The sequence below is a fragment of the Oleiphilus messinensis genome (assembly GCF_002162375.1).
GTDB classification, from domain to species: domain Bacteria; phylum Pseudomonadota; class Gammaproteobacteria; order Pseudomonadales; family Oleiphilaceae; genus Oleiphilus; species Oleiphilus messinensis.
Genome location: NZ_CP021425.1, coordinates 1,590,099 through 1,607,421 on the forward strand (window position 1 = coordinate 1,590,099; position 17,323 = coordinate 1,607,421).

A 17,323-nucleotide genomic window follows, 5' to 3' on the forward strand; every position below is an offset into this window, starting at 1 on the left:
AGCTATGGGTTTGAGACCCGGCTTTCGTAAAAATTTTCAGCTACTTCAAACGCGAAGCCCGGATTAGGTGCGATGTCTCGCGCAATATCAATTCCATTCGCGAGCTGAATCAGAAGCATGCCTCGCCGGGTCAGCTGAAACGTGCCGACATCCGTTACATAGTAAACCTTTTTGCCTTGCGCCATGGCCTGGGGCCCGGAAAACGTGATCTGATCGACTTGATTGACAAATTTCTCACGACCCCTTTTCCGGATTTGTGTCACGCCATTTTTACGGGTGATTTTAGCTTTCGCCATCCATGAGCCAATGAAGATAATGGTGTCGGCACTGCAGCTGAGATCGATAAAGCCGCCGGGGCCAACAAAATCAATAGCGCCCCTGTGACCCCTCAGTGAGGCATTTACATTGCCCTCGCTATCTACTTGCAAAAAACCGAGCACTGTTGCGGCCAGGCGTTGTTCTGCCAATTCGAAGACATCCGGGGAGGAAATCATCTTCTTCGGGGTTACGGCAGCACCAAAAAATATGCCCGGAGCCGGTACTCCGCCAATGACACCGGCTTCAGTGAAGAGAGTGTAGTTGTAAAGTTCGTGGTCAAGCTCGCCCTGATTGTACAGTGATTCGCAGACTTGTTCGGGCAGTCCGGTGCCGATATTAATCAGGCTGCCCCGTGGGACCTGTGCTTTGATCAACTCAACCGCCTGATGTGCCATAGCTTGTTCCGGATTGCCCCGTTTAGGCGTAATACCCGCGAGGCGATTCATTAATCTCAAGGTCTCAAGACCGGATTGTGTGTCCTGGTTGTGGTTCAGTGTCAGGAAGTCCAGGGCAGCTTGATGTGGCACGGTTGCGGTTTGTTCAACGCCTGGGTGGTAGACGATCACGGTGATCTTGTCTGCAGAGAGGAATATGGCTTCCGGATTCGGCGCAATGATTTTACCGACGGTCACAATTACTTTTCCATTGTTATAGAGCGCCGCCTCTGCGGCTTCTTTTGATTCACAGTATGTGCTGCAACCCTCAATATAAATATTGCCGAAATGATCAGCCGCCGGCGCGTTGAAAATAGCGATATCAATACGTGGAAGGTGGTACTCGAGTTGATCACCATGGGATTTAATCAAACCGGTAGCGCGTTTGCTGTGGCTGCCCCCGCTAACCCTTACCGTAGACCCTGTGCCCGTGTCCGGATCACAAAACGTCCCTTTTCCGATTGTGCTGCGCATTGAACTGATGCCCTGTCCACCGCTTTTAACCAAGCGAGATAATATACCCAATGGAAGACAGTCCAGTATCAGTTTTTGCTGATCGGCTAAGTGCAGTATTTCGTTAAAAGTTTCAAAATGGGAGCAAATAAAATGGCCTATCAAGCCCGGTACCGCCAACTCTTCCAGCGTACCAGGGGCTTTGCCCCGGCCACCATGCCCTGGTGCACCGATTAGTGTGATATTGGCTGGATGGTTCGTGTTTTCGAAGCGGTCTCGAATTGCCCAGGCGATATTCGAGACTCGCTGATTCCCCCCAATTCCACAGACAATAACGGTTTCGTTGTCCTGAATCAGGCCAGCTGCAGATTTTGCTGATGTGAATTTTATGTTGTCACGGCGGCTGTTGTCACGGAGGCTATTGTTACTGGCGTGCTTGTTTTGATTTTCTTGGTATGGGTTGGTTTCGATATCCCGGCGATTCCAGGTCAAGCGAAAATGAAGCATGTGTTTAATAATTTGGGCGCGTGTTAGCAGATCCATGGCGTGGCTCGTCGTTTGAGAAGTTGGGTCACGTGAATTGTTTTTAGGCTACAGAAGAACACTAAATTAGTAATTGACCAAAAGTCATAATGTATTTGTCGCTTCAATCAAGCGAGTAATTCTATGTTAAATTGGTACATTCGTTTTGTTTGGTGAGCGCACTATCATCGAATAAATCAATAAAAACAGTGCTATAACTGGTTTTTATCGATGGTTATGGAATTTTTGACGAGAATGGTGTCTAATCCGTTTCACCATAAAGATAATAAGTGGACGGATGTGCACAATGAAAAGGAAAGCAAGTCATACGGGGTTCGTTCTGGGCCTGATTTTTATCGGTGTCGCGCAGCATGCGTTGGCGCTCCCCTCGAAAACCTGTTCAGCTAATGAGCAATTTCTACCACCGCTCCCGGATTGGGTGCTTCGGGGTAAAAATATCCAGCCCTTCAGTCTTTTTAAGCCATCACCCGAAAAGGGACGTACCTACATGACCGAGATCGGCGGTGCGACACTGTTAATTGATGTGAGACAGCAGGGGAAGATCGTCAATATCAATCGTCATTACCTGTCCGGAAACGGCCAGTCGACAACGGAACATTACCAGCATGCCTGTGAATCGGGCGGTCACTTCTATGCAGATCAATTCACACCTAAATTCTGCAAACAACATTGTACTTGAAAAGAAAAAGGCGATTTGATTCAATTGGTTATCATCAAACAACCAAGCACATCAGAGTCACCTTTTTCATGATCAAGAATACCCATAAAAGTGCCAAAAAACCAGCCGCAAAAATTCGCTATCAACACACCGGAAAAAAGCTGACTAGTCAAGCTGGCATTATCCCTGCCATGCATTTCCTCGATCACATCGGTTTTACCGAGGCTTGCCAGAAGCATCTTGATTTGCAACGCGGCAACACGGCTCGTTACAGCTTGGGCGACTCAATCTACCTAACGATTATCGGCATCATCGCCGGTGCCACTTCGCTCAGGAAGGTGGTTTCTGTGTGGGCAGATCAGGTGCTGCGTGAAGTGGGGGGGTGGCTATCGATTCCAGATGACAGTACATTGGGTCGTATTTTCCGTCGTGGAAAGCTCAAGCATGTCACCCAGCTCGAACAGATTAATCACACCTTGCGTCAGGGAATTTGGCATAGAGCATTGAAGTCCGGTACTTGGTTGCCCGGAACCCTCTATCGAGGCTGGATTGATGTGGACTCGACTGTCAAAACCGTTTACGGTCAACAGGAAGGTGCTGAAAAAGGCTACAACCCAACGAAAAAAGGCTCTAATTCTTATCATCCACTGGTTGCCTTTTGCAGCCACACCAAAGAAATTTTGCAAGCATGGTTGCGCAGTGGCAGCACCTACACCAGCAACGGCATTGTAGGCTTCATGCAGCAACTTTCTGCGCAGATGCCACCCAAAATGCGGCTGCTATTCCGAGGTGATTCAGGATTCTTTGTTGGAGAGCTCATGGACTGGCTGGATCAGGCTCGCCATGGTTACCTGATTAAAGTGAAACTCAAAGGCCTTGCCGCTTTGTTGGACAAGCAAGCTTGGCAACGAGTACCGGGTCATACCGATTGGGAACAGTGTGACTTTTTCCATCAATGCGGTCAATGGGAGCGGTCACGTCGCTTTGTTGCTGTGCGGCGTAAAACTGCTCTCATCACCAAAGGCCCTCAACAAGCCTTGCTGAATGAGCCCGTTTACGACTACTTCTGCTACGTAACCACAGAGCGGTTGTCTCCTTGGCAAGCACACACGACATACGGAAAGCGCGCAACTTGTGAAACCTGGTTGGATGAAGCTAAGAACCAAATGGGGCTGGCGCAAATCAAGAGCCATGATTTCATGGCCAGCTCATTAATTTTCCAATGCGCTGTGCTGGCGTATAACACGGTACGCTGGATGGCACTACTGAGCGATAATGACGAATTGAAACGATGGGAAATTCAAACTATCCGAACTTTTCTGGTACGTACTGCTGGACAACTCTTGCGTGGTGGGAATCAGCTTAAGGTCAACGTTCCGAGCAACCATCTTCACCCAACTCCGTGGGCTGACTGGTTAAAGCTGTCGTTTATTCATTGACCAAAATACCTATACTTAAATTCTTCGACTAAGCAAATTCCAGATTTGGAGTCAGGCAGACTTTGGCCTGTTGCTCCGGTTGACGATAGAGATGATTATAATTTAAACAGTCCAATCAAGTGAATTACGCTTGTTTCAGTTGCATGGTGTGCAAAATGGTGATCCATCGACACTAAATGTCGCTATAGTCGTATCGAATCGATTCAGACATATAGATTGCAGGATTTAGGTCACAGGCATTTATCTGGACAATGGTTTGTTGTTTTTGGAGCAAGAATCCTCAGTGCAGGGGATTCCTGAAAATATGTGGGTTTACTACGACCGGGTAGAGTAGGCCGAAGGGCAACAGTTTGGACTCATCTCTGTGATTTTGATGAAAAACTGGTAATTTTGCGTCGCTCTTTGCTACGATGAACTCTATTGCAGAGCACTGTCAGACTTCGAGATAGGAAACAGGAAAATGGTAAGCGGCTTACGGGTATTCAGTGGTAACGCGAATCAACAATTGGCGTTGGAGATATGCCAGCATCTTGGCCAACCGTTGAGCCCACTGGAGATTTCCCGATTTTCCAATGATAACCTGTTTGTTCAGATTCAGGAGAATGTACGGGAACGGGATGTCTTTATCGTGCAGCCATTCACTGAGCCTGTTAGTGATCATATTATGGAACTCATGATCGCGATTGATGCTTTACGCAGTGCGTCTGCGCGACGCATCACCGCGGTGATTCCGTATTATTCCTATGCTCGCTCGGATAAAAAGGACGCCCCCAGAATATCCATTACTGGGCGCCTGATTGCTGATTTGCTGCAGACCTCGGGTGCCAACAGGGTGTTGACGATGGATTTGCATTCTGATCAGGTCCATGGCTTTTTTGGCATTCCGGTTGATCATTTGACGGCAATTCCGCTGATCTCTGATCACTTTAGCCGCCACTATGATCTTGGTGATATGGTTGCGGTTGCCACGGATGCCGGAGGAGCCAAGCGGGCGGGTCGCTTTTCCGAACGCCTGAATATTCCCATGGCGATTATCGACAAGCGTCGGGTGAGTGATACCGAGGTGAAGCAGGGTCACGTTGTCGGTGATGTAAAAGGCCGTGATGCGGTAATTTTCGAAGATGAAATTTCAACCGGTGGAACCTTGATTTCGACCGTGAACACGCTGGCAAAAGCGGGCGTAAGGTCAATTCATGCCGGGGCTATCCACCCAGTATTGTGCGGCGCCGCGGTGAAGAATCTTTCCGCTGCTGACATCGAAACCATTGTGGTGACCAACACCGTTGCCGTACCGGAAGACAAAAGGTTGGCCAAAATTCACCAGATTTCCGTTGCGCCGCTTCTGGCTGAGGCAATCAAACGAATTCACACTGGCGAAAGTGTCGGGGCTTTGTTTTCGTAGTGTGAGGCGATCGCCAGCTTTCCTTCCAGAACTTAGCCTAATACAGCCGGGAGTGCCAGACTAACCCCAGTGCGGCGTAAGGATTACTTTGCAATTCTGTCCGGTTATAGATCCACTCCAACCGTACCAGCAGGTTCTGATGTGCGAACCAGTTGTAACTGATTGTAGTTTTTTCGGGATCCTGGCCCGGATTGAGCAATCCCGCTGATGCCGCGATTAAGGGGCCTGCCGAGCCCGACAGGTGGTTTTTCAGTGACAGGCGTTCGTATTGCACGCCAATTTGCTGTTTGTTATAGCGAAGTGCGGAGTAAATCCGGCCTGCAGTGTAGTCACCTTTAAGTCCGGCCAGTCGGCTCTCGTCACGGATATCACCCCTTTCCGAATACGCCAACCATTCCGCTTCGGTCTGCCAGTGCCAATCTTCCGCAAAATTCCAGTCCAGTTGTGCGAACGCTCCGAACACAACTGAATCGCCACCGTATTGAACCGAGGATGTGTCAGTTTTAGCGGGTGTTCCGTGACTATGTCCTGTTTGGCGCTGATCTGTTCGTACCTCACTCTGTGTTTGAAATGCCCAGATTCCGGCGTTTGTCTTCCACTTATCTTGATTTAGTTCATAGTGAACGTATCCGTCTACGGCGGCATGCGTACCATCACCGGGATATTCATTGCCCTGCCAGGCTTCAATACCTAAAGTCCAGCCACTGTCGTGTGTAAGATGGGCTCTTAAGCCATTATCCGTAAAATGCCCACCAAAAAATGCAGCGTATGCGAGATGGTCTTCACTACTTGCTTTTTCGTTGGCATGTTGATGATTGAATGGAGAAAAACGGGCATTGAGGTGCCCGGCTTCGAATACCGCTGTTGCGTTTTGCTCAGGAAGGGGAAGGTGATAGCCGACCAAAACTTCTTCGAACTCGACTTCTGCTTCTCCGTCATGGCTATGGCTTCCGATTTCGATTACGCCATACAGGCCGTTGTCATGAACGTGTCGGATTGTCAGGTTCGCTGAATCAAGGGCAGGTCCTCGTTCATAGCCATGGGCTTCGCCTCCCAAGAGAATACCTGGAATTTGCCAGAGGTTCTGGCTGGTGCTGTCGTCGGTACGATAAGTAACTTGCAGCGCCCCATTAACTGTAGTTTGGGGTTGATGCGTTGATGCTTTCGTTGAGCTCGTGGCCGGTGATGAATCAGTATGGCTTTGAGCGGATTGTGCAAGCAGCGCGCAACTGGTGCAGGCTAACACCTGAAGGGCAAGTTTGCTGAGCCTTTTTGGGGGCATGGTGATGGTCATCTTCTCATCCTTATTGTCGCGAGCCGTCTCTGTGTTGAACCGTTTGCCTGTGTACGTGATTAACGCACTATTGGGGCTGAGTTGATGTATGCGGGTTCGCAAAGCGTGGAGAGCGCTTGATTTCCGGATCAGACAGGCTCTGCAAGAAAGCAATTAAATCTGCTTTTTCCCCTTGTGTAATTTGAAAGCCACTGACAAAACCATCCTTGAAGGGATTTAAACGTCCGTCACCAGCTAGTGCTCCTGTTTCGATAACACGACCTCCCGCGGCATAAAAATCAATAACATCGTCCAGGGTGTTGATGCTGCCGTCGTGCATGTAAGGGGCGGTGTCCGCAATATTGCGGAGCGATACGGCTCTGAATTTTCCCATATCGCCGGGGTCACCCGTAATTTCGAAAATACCGGTATTATCTTCCGGGAAATCACCGGTGCCATTGATATTAAACAGGCCTGTATTATGAAAAGGACGTTCAACAAACGTTGTGGCACTATCCAGCGTGGAGTCACTAAAATTGTAGCCGCCATGGCAGTGGAAGCACTCGAGTGATTCACTGAAAAACAGTGTGCGGCCGCGCTGGGCTGCCGGGGTTAATGCGCTGGCATCACCGCGCTCGAACCGGTCTGCAGGGCTGTTGAAAGTAATAATTCCCCTGACAAAACTGGCAATACCCTTAACGATATTGGCGTAGGAAACGGGATCGGCTTGGGTGGGAAATGCGGCCTGAAACAGTTTCTGATAATCAGAGTCTGCAGCGAATTCGGCAAGAATACGTTCGCGGTTTTCATCGTTAATGCCTTGTTCGACCGGGTCTTCCCCGAAAATAGGGATGATGGCTTGTTGCTCAAGTGTGCTGAGGGATGGATTAGCCCAAGTCAACGTTGCGTTGTAGGCGACATTGATCAGGCTTTGCGCGTTACGGGCCAGCTTCTGCCCGGTCGAGCCCACTGACACTGTCAGGCCATCGGTAAAGGCTTTGTCCTGATGATGGCAGCTGGCACAGGATTGGGAGCCGTTCCCGGAAAGCCGGTTGTCATAGAATAGATGCCGACCCAGTTGAAATTTTTCCTCGCTCATGGGGTTGTCTTCCGGTTCAATCGGGAGCGGTATATTGCTCGGGACTGGCCATGGATAGCCCGTAGAAGACACTTCGGGTGCATCAAAGCTTGTTTTACTGCCCCCGCTACAAGCGGTTAACAATACTGTGCCAAGCAGAGCAAAAATCAATCGGGAATAAAGCATTTCGGGAACTCGAGTTTATTCCACCGTAAAAATGGTTTGAACCGGATCAGAAACGACCTCTCCTGTTTCGAGATCAAGTCCCAAAGCTGTGAAGATTGAACCGCATTCCGGGTCACTCGTACCCGACATGCACCCCGCCGGACCGCCACCGTCTGCGCCGAGATTGGCTTGGGCGACCAAGGTGCCATAGTCCAGCATGAGTTTATTGGAACGGGGGTCGAAGTTGAACAGCTCAATTTGTGGTCGATTTGATTTTTCGCAGTTGACGTCTTCGTTCAGTTGTGGAGATCCCGTACAGTTGGTGCTGCCGAGATGGAAATTGTATGTGGTGCTGGAAAAGGCCGGGTCAGTCGGACGAATGACACCGCCGATGGGGGCAACGTCCAGGCGCATGAACTTGTAACCTGTCTGCCAGCTCCAGAACAGGCTGGAGATATTCAGGGGAGAGGTGGCGCCAGCCTGATCTTGATGATTAAGGTGAGTGGGTAAGCCCAGCTTGAAACGCAGGCCTTGAATATCGTCCATGGAGGCGCGAACAATTGTGCCGCTCACTTGTTTATGTGTCTCTTTGACATCACCACCGCAGCCATCCGCCCGGTTCTGAAAGTCGAGCAAGGCTATGCCCTTGTCGGTTTGTTGCCATGGATTGCTGTCGAGCGTGAGGCCAATGGCATCGCCTGATGTGGTAAGCAATTCGATATCATGAACGTAAAAGCGGAAATCTTTCAAATTGGCATCTGTTCCAGCCAAGCCGAGTCCCGTGAGCAGGGTATCACAATCGATTTCGGTGCCATTTGCCTGCGCTGTAAATTGAATGGCAACTCGATGTTCCTGTTGCGCGTTCATGTTACCATTGTCTGAGTCACCTCCACCGCATGCGGTTATCAGCAATGGCAGTGATGCTAAAGGTAATAGCTGGCAGGCTCGATTAACCATGCTCGTATCCCGTTGCATATCGCTTTCCTCTCAAATTGGTTGGGTGCTATTATGCCCACCAACCTGCTATTCGTAGAGTTGCTGCGACAAAATGCCGCACTGCGCAGGTAAATTTACGTGCCTGGTTTTTTGGGGGGGGGAAGGGGGAGCCGATGACTCACCCCACTGCATACAGGTGTTCGTAATTATGCAGATTTGCGTTTTCTGGAGAGTCCGAAGCCCAGTAAACCTGCACCCAGCAATGCTAAGCCAGCGGGTTCAGGAACTGCAACAATTTGACCAATGTCTCCGATGATCAGGTCATCAAAACCGAAAATATCATTGGAAGATCCTGTGTTGCTGAAGGTCAAGGTGGTGTAGCTGGTTTCTTTGTCAATAAAACCCCAGAACAACAATGAACCATTCGGAGCATTCTGTGTGTGTGCGATATTGAAAACCTCTACAGCACCGCCTGCAGTTGTCGCAGTCAGCTGACCGTTAAAATCGCCGATATCGGTGCCATAAAATCCGAAAGCTGAAATGCCTGTACTGAACTCTATTTCAAAACCTGCGCTTGAGGTGTGGTAGTACTGATCACCGGAGGTCGGGAAGCGACCATTGCCACAGCCAATCCCCCCCACTGTGCCCGAGCTGGTGCTGCACACACCGCCGGTACCGTTCAATGTTGCCGTGATCGAGCTGCTTGATCCCGGAAAAGTAAGGTTAAGAGGTGCAGTAGAGCCAGCAGGGATCGCTTCGAAATCTTCAATTCCCACGCCTGTGAGTTGAGAAAGAAATGCATTGCGTGCTGCTTCAGAGTCTCCACTTACTGGAATGCTGGCACCTGGGGAGAGATCTTCTCCAAAATATTCAACAGGGGTTGCATTCGCGTTCAGGCTGCCGAGTAAAAGTGCTGTAGATATGGCGGCGCTGGAAATTGACTTGAGTTTCATGAGTGGTACTCCTGTAGTTTTCAAGTGTCCTGGTCTGCTTATAATCTTGTTTATGTTCTGGAGGTTTGGTGTATTTCAAATGTTGAATTCGATGTCCGAAAACGCCAGATCGCGGAATAAAGCAAATATCGAACCAATGATGGTTCTATTGTTTTAATATTATTAAGTTACCATTTGATCTTGAACAGAGCGGTTTCTGATTTCTCGTTTTTGTGTAAAAATTACTGACAATAATCTGTATCTTCACGAAACTGAAACCCAGTGCATGGCAGCGTAATCCACATCATGAATATCAACAAAATTGAAATCAATCGCCTACTCAGACAGGGTCATGATGATCAGCGTTATGCGCTGCACCTGGTGTGGTTGCGGATTGTCTTGCTGGTGCTCTGGGGGGGGGCCATTGCAACCGCTCAGTGGGGGCTGGAAATTCAATTGCCGTTCCAGTTCTTATGGGGCATTTTTGCGCTTCATTTAGCGGTTGTATTGCATGGCTGGTGGCGTACTCGAGGGAAACAGTTAGTTGCATCGAATAAAGAAGTTGCTGTAAATCTGGCGCTGGATGTGACTGTGCTTACGCTGTTGTTGTATTTGTCAGGAGGCTGGACAAATCCATTGGTCGGGTTGTATCTCGTACCTCTGGCCATTGCTGCGGCGACATTGAAAGCCTGGCATACCTGGTTATTATGTGCACTAACGATTTGTTGCTACAGTCTATTGACTCGGTACTTCCAGCCACTGCCCCATATTCACAGTGCCCATATGAGTGATTTCTCTCTGCATGTCATGGGGATGTGGTTAACTTTTTTGATCAGCGCTGTAATTATTGCCTATTTTGTCGTGCGTATGGCGGGATCGCTGCGCAGCAGCGCAGAACGATTGGCGCTAGCGCGGGAAAAAAACCTCCGTAACGAGCAATTGATCGGGCTGGCAACGCTGGCAGGTGGTGCTGCCCATGAGTTGGGGACGCCGTTATCTACGATTGCTATCGTCGCTTCCGAGCTGGAGCGGGAAAACCTGCCGGATGAGGTTCGGCAGGATCTGGCTATCATTGCTTCCCAAGTACAGATTTGCAAAGAGATACTGCAAAGAATGACCAACTCGGCACGCGCAGTGCGGGCGGAAAAGGGCGAACTAAAGCCTCTGACGGCACATGTCGATTGGTTAGTGGAGCGTTGGCGCTTGATGCGTCCCTCGGCCCGGCTGGCTTATTCGCCTCAATCGATTGAGGCTGGTCCTGATGTGGTCATGGACGTGACATTGATTCATGCAATCTTCAACCTGTTGAATAACGCTGCAGATGTATCTGATGCACCGATCGAGCTTCAGCTGGACTGGACTCCATCCCGGATTGTGTTGCACATACTGGATCGTGGGCCCGGTTTGACCCCGGAATTGCTGGCTCAGTCAAGAGAGGTCGGCACGACTTCCAAAGCTCAGGGGATGGGGGTAGGATTGATGTTGGTCAATGCCACAATCGAACAACTGGGTGGTCAGGTGGTTTGCAATGACCGTGAAGGCGGTGGCGCGATTGTCTCAATTATTTTGCCTATTTCAGCAATCAGTACGAGGTAGTTTGGTTAGTGATAGAAGTAGATGTGAATCCCGGTGTTGGTGATTCAACGGCAAAAAACTGCAACGTTACCGGGTCTGTAGATGGCGGATTGCAGGGCACGATGCTGGTTGTGGACGATGATGATGTCCTGCGATCAGTGCTTTGTCGAGCCATGCAGAAGCGCGGTTTTAATATAGCCACTGCTGGAAACGTGGAGCAGGCCATAGTGATTGCAAGCCAGAACAAAATCGATTTCGCTTTAGTTGACCTTAAGTTACCGGATGCCTCTGGATTGCAACTAATTGAGCGCCTGCGAGGATTGAAACCGAACTTGGCGATTGTCATGCTGACCGGGTATGCCAGTGTGACCACTGCGGTGGAGGCCGTGAAACTGGGTGCAGTCCACTATCTTGCCAAACCTGCGACAGTGGATGATATTTTAAAAGCATTTACGTTGACGTGCGGTAATAGCGAAGTTGAAATTCAGCACCAGCCAGCGTCGGTGAACCGGGTAGAGTGGGAGCATATTCAAAAAGTACTTCACGAACATGAAGGGAATATTTCCGCCACGGCGCGGGCCTTGAATATGCACCGTCGCACGCTGCAGCGGAAGTTGGCGAAGCGACCGGTTAAGAGTTAACAAGCTGTCCCGTGTTTTTGGAATCTGTAGACGAATAATGTGCGGATCAGAGTATTTGTACAGGAGCGATTGGATCTTTTGACAAAGATAACGTTAGCCGCTGACGCGGATCAGGATTTGGAGCACCTCAAGCAGCGCTATGAACTCATCTTACAGGCTATGGGCGAGGGTGTGTATGGCTTGAATGAGCGGGGTCTAACAACTTTTGTTAATAAAGCTGCCGAGGATATGACTGGCTGGCCAGCTCAGGATTTACTGGGCAAGGTTGTCCATGATTTTCACCATCACACCAAAGTTGATGGATCACCCTATCCCAGTCGTGAATGTCCGATTTATCAAACCTTACAGGATGGTATTGGCCGTCACGTTGATCATGAAGTTTTTTGGCGCAAAGACGGTACGCGCTTTCCCGTTGAGTATATCAGCACGGCGATTGTCCGGGCCGGAAGAATTATTGGTGCGGTTATTGTCTTCAAGGATATTTCCGAACGACGGGAATCAGAACAGCGATTGCAATTGGCATTGCAGCAGGTTGAGCAACTGAAGGAGCAATTACAGGCGGAAAACCGCTATCTGATGGACGAAATTCGCGAGGAGTATAATTTTTCTAACCTGATCGGCCAAAGCCCGAGTCTCAAGCACATTTTGAGTCAAATCGAACATGTCGCCCCAACATTGGCGTCGGTGCTTATCCAGGGGGAGAGTGGTACGGGAAAGGAGTTGATTGCGCGAGCGATCCATGATGCCAGTGATCGTAAAGATCGCCCTCTGGTAAAAGTGAATTGTGGCGCGATTACGCCCAGTCTTGTTGAGAGTGAATTGTTTGGTCATGAAAAAGGTGCGTTCACTGGCGCACTGCAAAAGCGTTTGGGCCGGTTTGAGTTGGCGCATGGTGGAACTCTGTTTCTGGATGAGGTGGGAGAGTTGCCATTGGACATCCAGGTCAAACTGCTCAGGGTTTTACAGGAAGGGGAGTTTGAGCGCGTTGGCAGCAGTGCCACTCGACAGGTTGATGTCCGGATCATCGCAGCAACGAACCGGCCAATACAAGGTATGATCGAGCGTGGAGAGTTTCGAAGTGATCTCTACTATCGATTAAGCGTATTCCCCATTCAGGTGCCCAGCTTGCGCCAACGGCAGGAAGATATTCCGCTATTGGCAGAACACACTCTGCGTCGCTTGAACCAGAAAATCGGTAAAAAGTTTACCGCTATCTCAAACGCGACGCTCAAGCGTTTCAAGACCTATCACTGGCCCGGTAATATCCGGGAACTGCAAAATGTCATCGAGCGCGCTGCAATCGTGGGTTCTCCCCCGGAACTTGATGTTACCTCGCTTCCAGGCTTGGCCGTAAACAGTGATTCAGAAGCCCAAGTCAAGACTGCTGCGCTCGATAGTTTTCCCACTGACGGTGACATTCCCGAAAATACGGCTCCCGTTACACTCCTCACTTTGGTGGAAGTTGAGCGCCAGCATATCATTCGCGCTCTGGAACACACGAACTGGATTATCGCCGGGAAGCTCGGTGCAGCGGAAATGTTGGGTATGCCACCCAGTACGCTCCGCTCCAGAATGAAGAAACTGGATATTGTCAGAGCGTGAATCAGCGAGACACGAAATATCGTGAGTTGCGCGATATATCGTGCCCAAATATCGAGTATAGTTTGTGTTTTAGTTTTTTGGTTTCTACTAAGTCTATATAAAACAATAAGATATATTCTATTATTGTGCTGGTATGGCCTTTGCTCTATAGGAATTATTATTTCTGATTCCATAGAAGAAGGACTGTATGTACAAATACTCAGCAGAGGATCACGCCCAACTCAGCGCCAGACTGGCCTTATTTCAATTACAAACTGAAAGGCACCTTGGTGGTGGTATGACGGACGAGCAATATCGGCCGCTGCGTCTGCAGAATGGACTTTATTTGCAACGTCATGCACCCATGCTCAGGGTTGCCGTACCTTACGGCATGCTCAGGGCTGATCAGCTTCGTTGCCTGGCCGGTGTCGCGAAAAACTACGACAAAGGATATTGCCATATTTCGACCCGCCAGAATGTTCAGTTTAACTGGATCGGGCTGTCTGATATTCCAAACGTATTGACGGATTTATCCGAATCGGAATTACACTCGACCCAAACCAGTGGTAATTGTATTCGTAATGTTACAGCTGACCCACTTGCGGGGGTGGCTGTGGACGAGATTGCAGATCCCCGACCATTTTGCGAAATAATACGGCAGTGGTCTACCGGTCATCCGGAGTTTGCTTTTCTCCCCCGTAAATTCAAAATTGCAGTATCGGGCGGATTGACCGATCGGGCAATGACCGAAGTTCACGATATTGGTTTGCAGATTCAAAAACAAGGGCGCCAGGGCTGGTCGTTCACGGTGTTTGTTGGTGGTGGGTTAGGGCGTACGCCCATGGTGGGAAAACACCTCAAGGATCAGCTCCCGGCAGCAGACCTGCTGGATTATCTGCACGCCATTCTACGAGTTTATAACCGGTTTGGTCGGCGTGACAACAAGTATAAAGCTCGCCTGAAAATTTTGGTAAAAGCGCTGGGTATCGAGGCTTTCCGGGCGCAGGTCAATGCCGAGTTTGTGCGGGTTCGTGCGAGTGGGCAGCGCTTGAGTGCAGATGACATTGCCTTTGCCCAGAGTTTTTTCCCATTCCCCGAATATCGAAAATTTGACCACGTGCCTGAAGCTCAGTTGACGCTGCACTGTGACGCGGATACCCATTTTCGGCGTTGGGTGGAGCGGAATACTTTGGGTCACCGTGTGCCTGGTTATCGCGCCGTTCTCATCCCCTTAAAACGACCGGGCATGGCGCCCGGAGATATCACAGATAACGAGTTACTCTCGATTGCCGAGCTATCTGAACGTTATTCCTTTGGTGAGGTTCGTACGACACCAAGACAAAATCTGATACTTGCAGACGTGCCCGTGCTGGACCTCTATCCATTGTGGCGGGAATTGGCTGACCTGGAACTGGCCCATCCGAACGGGGGAACCGTGTCGGACGTGATTTGTTGCCCGGGTCTTGATTATTGCAACCTGGCCAATGCGGAATCCATCTCTGTGTCGTCAGCCATTCAACGCCGTTTCGATGATCTTGATTACCTTCATGATGTTGGTGACTTCACTCTGAATATTTCCGGGTGCGTGAATGCGTGCGCTCACCATCATCTGGCAGACATCGGTGTTTTGGGGGTCGATAAAAAAGGCGAGCAATTTTATCAGGTCAGCCTGGGGGGAAAGCGTGCGCATCCTTGCCGGATTGGCTCAATTCTGGGGCCGGCTTTTTCCAGAGAACAGATCCCCTCTGTGGTGGAGCTGATTGTGCAATTTTACGTGCAGCATCGAAACGCGGATGAGTGCTTTTCAGATGTATTTGATCGTTTGGGCATTTCTGCTTTTAAGGAGCGAGTCTATGGTCGTAATTAGTAAAACAGGGCAGGTCTACAGTGACTTGCGGCCTCTCATTCGATTGGCTGAGAACTGTCATTTCTCGAAGACTCTGGACCCTGGCATTCTGCTCACACTGGATACGCCCCTTTCCTGGTTAACCGGTGCTATGCTCGCTCAGCCTTTGTTGGTTGTTGAGGTTGTTGATTGTTCGGATGGCCGGCTATTTTCCCTTGCGCCAGTGTTACGGGATCAAATGTCTTTTCGAGGTGAACTGCGTGCGACGGGGTCTCTCCTGCCAGACCAGTTTCCAAGTTTGATCCGCTGTGGGTTTGATTCCTTTCAAGTACCGGATGAAAGTGATGTCGACTATGCATTGCAGGTCATGCAGCATGCACCCGACCCCGGACGTTATCAGCAGCGTTATCGTGAACAAGATTCCCTAAGATACCGAGGAGGGCTCGCCTGATGTCTCAGATTCCTGTTACCCAGATTGAAAATGATGGCGCACCGCGTCGAGGGACCCACAACGGCCCCTGGTTTGAGTCGCGCAAAAAAATATATGTAAGAGAAGTGAAGGGCGTCTATCAGCGCATACGTTCCTGGAGTTTGTCCGTCTTGCTGCTTTCGTATTTCGGGCTGTGTTGGATTCAGGTTGAGGGCAGCCCGCTTATTCATTTCGATTTACCCAACCGTAAATTTACCTTGTTCGGTACCGTGTTTTGGCCGCAGGATTTTGCGTTGCTGGGTTTTGCCTTGATTATCTGTGCCTTTGGTTTGTTCTTCATTACCGCACTTTTTGGTCGTGTCTGGTGTGGCTATAGCTGTCCGCAGACAGTTTGGACGTTTATGTTCATGTGGCTCGAAGAGCGTATTGAAGGAAGCCGCCAGCAGAGGATCCGGTTGGATAAGTCACCCCTTTCGGGTAACAAGGCATTGCGCAAAGTATTAAAACACCTGAGTTGGCTTGTGCTGGCATTTGCAACCGGGTTTTCGTTTGTGGGCTACTTTTATCCAGCCCCGGAACTAGCCCGTGACCTCTTCACATTTTCATTGTCCTCAGGATGGGCTCTGTTCTGGATCCTGTTTTTCACCGTGGCAACCTATATAAATGCCGGCTGGCTGAGGGAGCAGGTCTGTCTTTATATGTGTCCCTATGCGCGATTCCAGTCTGTGATGTTCAACGAAGATACGCTGGTCATTGGTTATGATGCCTTGCGGGGGGAGCCCCGGGGTAAATATCGGGCACTCAAGAATGACCCGAATCCGGAAATGGCGGGGGTTATGAAAGGGGATTGTGTTGACTGCCGTGTTTGCGTACAAGTTTGTCCAACCGGTATTGATATTCGTGATGGGCTTCAATACGAATGTATCGGTTGCGCGCTTTGTATTGATGCCTGTGACGAGATTATGGAAAAACTGGAGCAGCCTAAAGGGCTGATCCGCTATGCCTCCGAGCGACAGTTTCAGGCACCGTTGGTGGCTTCCGGTAAAAACTGGAGGGCGCTGGGTTATGGGGGATCGTTGATGGTTGCAATCTTCTGCTTTCTGGTAATATTAATGAACCGCCCCTTGGTTGAACTGGAAGTTCATCGTGATCGCGGTGCGCTTTATCAGGTAACGGGAGTTGGTGATGTCGAAAATAATTTCGCACTCCGTGTCATTAACAAGCAGAAGCTGTCGGAAGAGATGGATATTTCCATTTCGGGGGTCGAAGGACGATGGCATGGCCCTAGCCGGTTAACCTTGTCACCTGGCGAAATGCGAACCATTACCGGGGCGTTGGAAGTGAAACAGGGCGATTTGCAGAAATTGCAGACCCCGATCAGTTTTCATATTTCAAGTCGTCGCGATGGTGGACCCGAAGCTCATTTCGAAACGCTGTTTTGGCGCCCGGTAGACCTGTAGCTGAAAAAGTAACCTGTAAGTCTCTATTCTGATGATGTTTTTGGTAGGCTTTACCTAAAATGCGGCGATATAATCCGGAGTGTTAGCCTGCTACTCCGTTCACCGGTTTCAGTTGTAAAAGTGACGGGATTATACACCGTAAATCAGAAGGATAGAGAC

At 49.7% G+C, this 17,323-nt stretch carries 14 protein-coding genes; 9 read left to right on the forward strand and 5 right to left on the reverse strand.

The window, feature by feature from the left end:
- Nucleotides 1-2: 2 nt before the first annotated feature.
- Entirely contained in the window at nucleotides 3-1,748 is a 1,746-nt protein-coding gene (locus OLMES_RS06905) for a CoA-transferase (RefSeq protein WP_087460588.1), read from the reverse strand.
- Between the two features lie 286 nt (nucleotides 1,749-2,034).
- On the opposite strand from OLMES_RS06905, the gene OLMES_RS06910 reads away from it, so the two are divergent.
- From OLMES_RS06910 to OLMES_RS06920, 3 genes are all read left to right on the forward strand, one after another.
- On the forward strand, nucleotides 2,035-2,427 hold the full coding sequence (locus OLMES_RS06910) for a hypothetical protein (protein WP_087460589.1): 393 nt from the start codon (nucleotides 2,035-2,037) through the stop codon (nucleotides 2,425-2,427).
- A 68-nt stretch (nucleotides 2,428-2,495) separates the two neighbouring features.
- A complete protein-coding gene (locus OLMES_RS06915) occupies nucleotides 2,496-3,845 on the forward strand; it encodes an IS1380 family transposase (protein ID WP_087459351.1) in 1,350 nt (449 codons plus the stop codon).
- 460 nt (nucleotides 3,846-4,305) lie between these two features.
- A complete protein-coding gene (locus OLMES_RS06920) occupies nucleotides 4,306-5,247 on the forward strand; it encodes a ribose-phosphate diphosphokinase (RefSeq protein ID WP_087460590.1) in 942 nt (313 codons plus the stop codon).
- 37 nt (nucleotides 5,248-5,284) lie between these two features.
- On the opposite strand, the gene OLMES_RS06925 is transcribed toward OLMES_RS06920, so the two are convergent.
- The 4 genes from OLMES_RS06925 to OLMES_RS06940 all read right to left on the reverse strand — a co-directional run bounded on the left by OLMES_RS06925 (nucleotide 5,285) and on the right by OLMES_RS06940 (nucleotide 9,652).
- Nucleotides 5,285-6,541, reverse strand: coding sequence for a hypothetical protein (locus tag OLMES_RS06925; protein ID WP_087460591.1), 1,257 nt, complete (start codon nucleotides 6,539-6,541; stop codon nucleotides 5,285-5,287).
- A gap of 67 nt (nucleotides 6,542-6,608) precedes the next feature.
- A complete protein-coding gene (locus tag OLMES_RS06930; protein WP_087460592.1) occupies nucleotides 6,609-7,784 on the reverse strand; it encodes a methanobactin export MATE transporter MbnM in 1,176 nt (391 codons plus the stop codon).
- A gap of 15 nt (nucleotides 7,785-7,799) precedes the next feature.
- Nucleotides 7,800-8,738 carry an MbnP family copper-binding protein gene (locus OLMES_RS06935; protein ID WP_087460593.1) on the reverse strand — a complete coding sequence of 313 codons (939 nt, stop codon included), beginning with the start codon at nucleotides 8,736-8,738 and terminating at the stop codon, nucleotides 7,800-7,802.
- Nucleotides 8,739-8,905: 167 nt separating this feature from the next.
- Nucleotides 8,906-9,652, reverse strand: a complete 747-nt coding sequence (locus OLMES_RS06940; protein WP_087460594.1) for a PEP-CTERM sorting domain-containing protein — start codon at nucleotides 9,650-9,652, stop codon at nucleotides 8,906-8,908.
- 285 nt (nucleotides 9,653-9,937) lie between these two features.
- On the opposite strand from OLMES_RS06940, the gene OLMES_RS06945 reads away from it, so the two are divergent.
- The 6 genes from OLMES_RS06945 to ccoG all read left to right on the forward strand — a co-directional run bounded on the left by OLMES_RS06945 (nucleotide 9,938) and on the right by ccoG (nucleotide 17,164).
- On the forward strand, nucleotides 9,938-11,227 hold the full coding sequence (locus tag OLMES_RS06945) for a GerAB/ArcD/ProY family transporter (protein ID WP_087460595.1): 1,290 nt from the start codon (nucleotides 9,938-9,940) through the stop codon (nucleotides 11,225-11,227).
- A gap of 101 nt (nucleotides 11,228-11,328) precedes the next feature.
- Nucleotides 11,329-11,847, forward strand: coding sequence for a response regulator transcription factor (locus tag OLMES_RS06950; RefSeq protein WP_087464366.1), 519 nt, complete (start codon nucleotides 11,329-11,331; stop codon nucleotides 11,845-11,847).
- A gap of 78 nt (nucleotides 11,848-11,925) precedes the next feature.
- Entirely contained in the window at nucleotides 11,926-13,449 is a 1,524-nt protein-coding gene (locus OLMES_RS06955; RefSeq protein ID WP_232465282.1) for a sigma-54 interaction domain-containing protein, read from the forward strand.
- 187 nt (nucleotides 13,450-13,636) lie between these two features.
- Nucleotides 13,637-15,295, forward strand: a complete 1,659-nt coding sequence (locus OLMES_RS06960) for a nitrite/sulfite reductase (RefSeq protein WP_087460596.1) — start codon at nucleotides 13,637-13,639, stop codon at nucleotides 15,293-15,295.
- Nucleotides 15,282-15,725: a DUF934 domain-containing protein gene (locus OLMES_RS06965; protein WP_157678200.1), complete on the forward strand. Its 444-nt coding sequence runs from the start codon at nucleotides 15,282-15,284 to the stop codon at nucleotides 15,723-15,725. The genes OLMES_RS06960 and OLMES_RS06965 overlap by 14 nt, the downstream gene beginning before the upstream one ends.
- Nucleotides 15,725-17,164 (forward strand): cytochrome c oxidase accessory protein CcoG, encoded by a 1,440-nt coding sequence (ccoG, locus tag OLMES_RS06970; RefSeq protein ID WP_087460598.1) that lies wholly within the window; start codon nucleotides 15,725-15,727, stop codon nucleotides 17,162-17,164. The genes OLMES_RS06965 and ccoG overlap by 1 nt, the downstream gene beginning before the upstream one ends.
- Nucleotides 17,165-17,323 lie beyond the last annotated feature (159 nt).